Source organism: Arthrobacter sp. HMWF013, assembly GCF_003061105.1.
In the GTDB taxonomy this organism is placed as follows: domain Bacteria; phylum Actinomycetota; class Actinomycetes; order Actinomycetales; family Micrococcaceae; genus Arthrobacter.
On sequence record NZ_QAIQ01000398.1, the window covers coordinates 1 to 2,918 of the forward strand.

Consider the following 2,918-nt stretch of genomic DNA (forward strand, 5'->3'; position numbering starts at 1 on the left):
CCCGGGAGTTCAGCTGGGATGAGTCCGCGCGGCAGCTGGTGGACGTGGCACACGGCATCGTGGCGCGCCGCAGCCGCTAGCCGGCAGAGCTAGAGGACATCAACGCCGTCGAGCCTGACCTGCACCGGTTCCTCGCTTCGCTTCGCGGCGGCCGCCGCCTTTGTTGAGCGCAGGACATGGGTGACCAAACCGGCCTGTCCATAGGGGAAGAACAGCAGGGTGCGGACGTCTTCACCGACCCGCTGGGGTGTTGGAAGCCCAATGAGCAGCACCGGCGCCGGTCCCGCGGTCCGCAGCGTCAGGCCCGCGTCCGCCAGCTGGTGTTCCACAGCAGCAGCGAAATGCTCGACGGCGGCCCGGGGACCGGTGATCGACGCGACGCGGACGGCAGGGGGCAACTGGAGTTCCATCCTCAGTTCCAGCTCCCGGCGGGCATAGCCGGCAGGGTCCCACCGCAGCAGGGCACCAACAGCCACGCTCTCCATCGCGGTGATGACCACCAGTCCGCCGTCGGAGGCCGGGCGCACTAGAGCCGCGGCATTGAACCAGCGGCGCACGGTGTCTTCGCCGGCGCGGAGATTTTCCCGCCGCAACAGCGAGTCGCCGTCAAGGAGCAGGGCCGCGGCGTAGCCGCCGTCCGCTACGGGTTCCGCACCGATCGTCGCAACCACCAGGGCATTGCTGCTGCCGACCCTGGCTTTGACGTGGTCTCCGGAGGACGTGACGACGGCTTTTCCGGGGAAGGCCCGGCCCAGTTCTTCCGCGGTCCGCAGGACGCCGGTGGCCCCTTTTCGGAGCCTTCGGCCTGTGCAGTGGACACATTGCCAGTCCGGAGACGGCGTGGAACACCACCGGCATTGCGGAATTGAGGCGGAACCGCTGGCGCCTGCGAGGGCCAGCGGTCCCTGGCAGGCCTGGCACCGTGCCGGTTCGCGGCAGGTTTCGCACACGAGCGACGGGGCATAGCCTGCCCGGGCCACCTGAACCAGGACGGGGCCCCGTTCCAGTCCTTCCTTGGCCGCGCGCCATGCGGCTCCGGGGAGCCGGGCAATCCGCGCCAGGGGGTCACGTTCCTGTTCAAAACTGTCTGCCGTATTGAGCACCCGGGGAACGGTGCGGCGCAGATGGGGGCGTTCGGCGTCGATGGGCATGGCCCAGCCTGCCTCCACCAGCCGTTGCAGTTCGGTGCTCCTGGAATGGGCCGCCATCAGGCAGGCCGCGCCTTCCTGGTCTGCCCGGAGCAGCAGCACTTCGCGGGCGTGGGCGTAGGGTGCGCGCTGTTCGATGTGGAGGTCGTCGCCGTCGTCCCAGCAGGCCACAAGGCCAACGTTCCGGACCGGGGCATACGCTGCCGACCGTGTCCCGATGGCGACCCGCGCCGAACCGGCCAGGAGGCGAAGGAAGCTCCGGTACCGGGGAGTGGGCCCGTCATCTGCGGTGAGGCGGGCGATGTCACCGGCCGGCAATACTTCGAGCAGCGCCGCTTCAAGCTGGTCCAGGTCACGGTGGTCCGGTACCACCACCAGGGCGCCCCGGCCGGAGGCGCGGACGGCTGCTACAGACTGTGCCAGCAGGCGCGGCCACGCCGCCGGGCCGTACCCCTGGAGCGGACTGAAGACCGCACGCGGGGAACCCCCGTCCCGGAGGTGACGGACGAATGCGGGGCCGTTCCGGTAGCCGTCCCAGGCAGCTTCCCGACCGCTTGGGACCTCTGCCCCGCCGGCCGGTGCGTGGTGTTCCGCCTCGGCGCCTGAGCCGGTGTCACCGGTGGCTGCGGCGAAGGCTCCGGCGAGAAACTCCTTCTCCAGCTTGGCCACCCGCGGCGGCACGGCCACGCGGAGGACGTCGCTGACGGTTCCTGCGTAGCGGGCTGCGACGGCGGATACGAGGTCCCGCACAGGGGGCGTCAGGACGGCGACGGGTGAGGTGACTTTGTGCAGCGGCACCAGGGCGTGGCCGGCATCAGACTCCGCAGCGCGTTCCATGATGAACCCGGAAAGTTCCTGGCCATTGAACCTGACCTTCACCCGGACGCCCGGTTGCGCCGCTTCGTCCAGTTCTGCCGGGACGCTGTAATCGAAGGGACGGTCCAGGTGCGGCAGCGGGGTCTCCACCAGGACCCTGGCCACGGGGAGTTGCCCGGCCAGCGGCGGGCCAGCCGGCCGGGCCTTAGCGGGGAACCCCTGCAGAAGCGATGGTTGGACCGCACCGGAGGAGTCTGGCTGGGCCCTTAGAGACGCCGCTGATACAGCGCTCCCTCGACCAGCAGTCTCTTCAGCGGCCACGGCCACTACCCCCGTTCAACACCTGCGCCTCAATATCCTGCGCCGGACCTGACAGGTCCGGTTTGTCCGGACACGTCAAGCCAACCACGGGCCTCTGACATTCCGTCTGCCGGGTCCGGTGCGGGCGGTCCCGCTTTACGCGTTAAAGAAGGCCTTGAGGTCGTCGACGCGGTCGAGCCGTTCCCAGGTGAAGTCGGGATCGTCGCGGCCGAAGTGACCGTGGGCTGCCGTCTTGGCGTAGATGGGACGCTTGAGGTCCAGGGCGTCGATGATGGCGCGGGGACGGAGGTCGAAGATTTCAGCGATTGCGGCGCTGATCTTCGCCGGGTCCACGGTTTCAGTGCCGAATGTCTCCACATAGGTGCCAACGGGCCGTGCCTGGCCGATCGCGTAGGCAATCTGGATTTCGGCGCGCTTGGCCAGTCCGGCGGCCACGACGTTCTTGGCGACCCAGCGCATGGCATAGGCGGCCGACCGGTCCACCTTGGACGGATCCTTGCCCGAGAACGCGCCGCCGCCGTGGCGGGCCATTCCGCCGTAGGTGTCAACGATGATCTTGCGTCCGGTCAGGCCGGCGTCGCCCACAGGTCCGCCGATGACGAACTCGCCGGCGGGGTTGAGGATGTTCGCAAC

Annotated in this window: 2 protein-coding genes; both read right to left on the reverse strand. The window is 69.2% G+C overall.

The genetic code is table 11. The features are described from left to right. Positions 1-89: 89 nt before the first annotated feature. Entirely contained in the window at positions 90-2,189 is a 2,100-nt protein-coding gene (locus tag DBR22_RS14790) for a primosomal protein N' (RefSeq protein ID WP_108599653.1), read from the reverse strand. Positions 2,190-2,420: 231 nt separating this feature from the next. Continuing rightward, the coding region (locus DBR22_RS14795) for a methionine adenosyltransferase domain-containing protein (RefSeq protein WP_181365199.1) at positions 2,421-2,918 on the reverse strand (498 nt) is incomplete at its 5' end.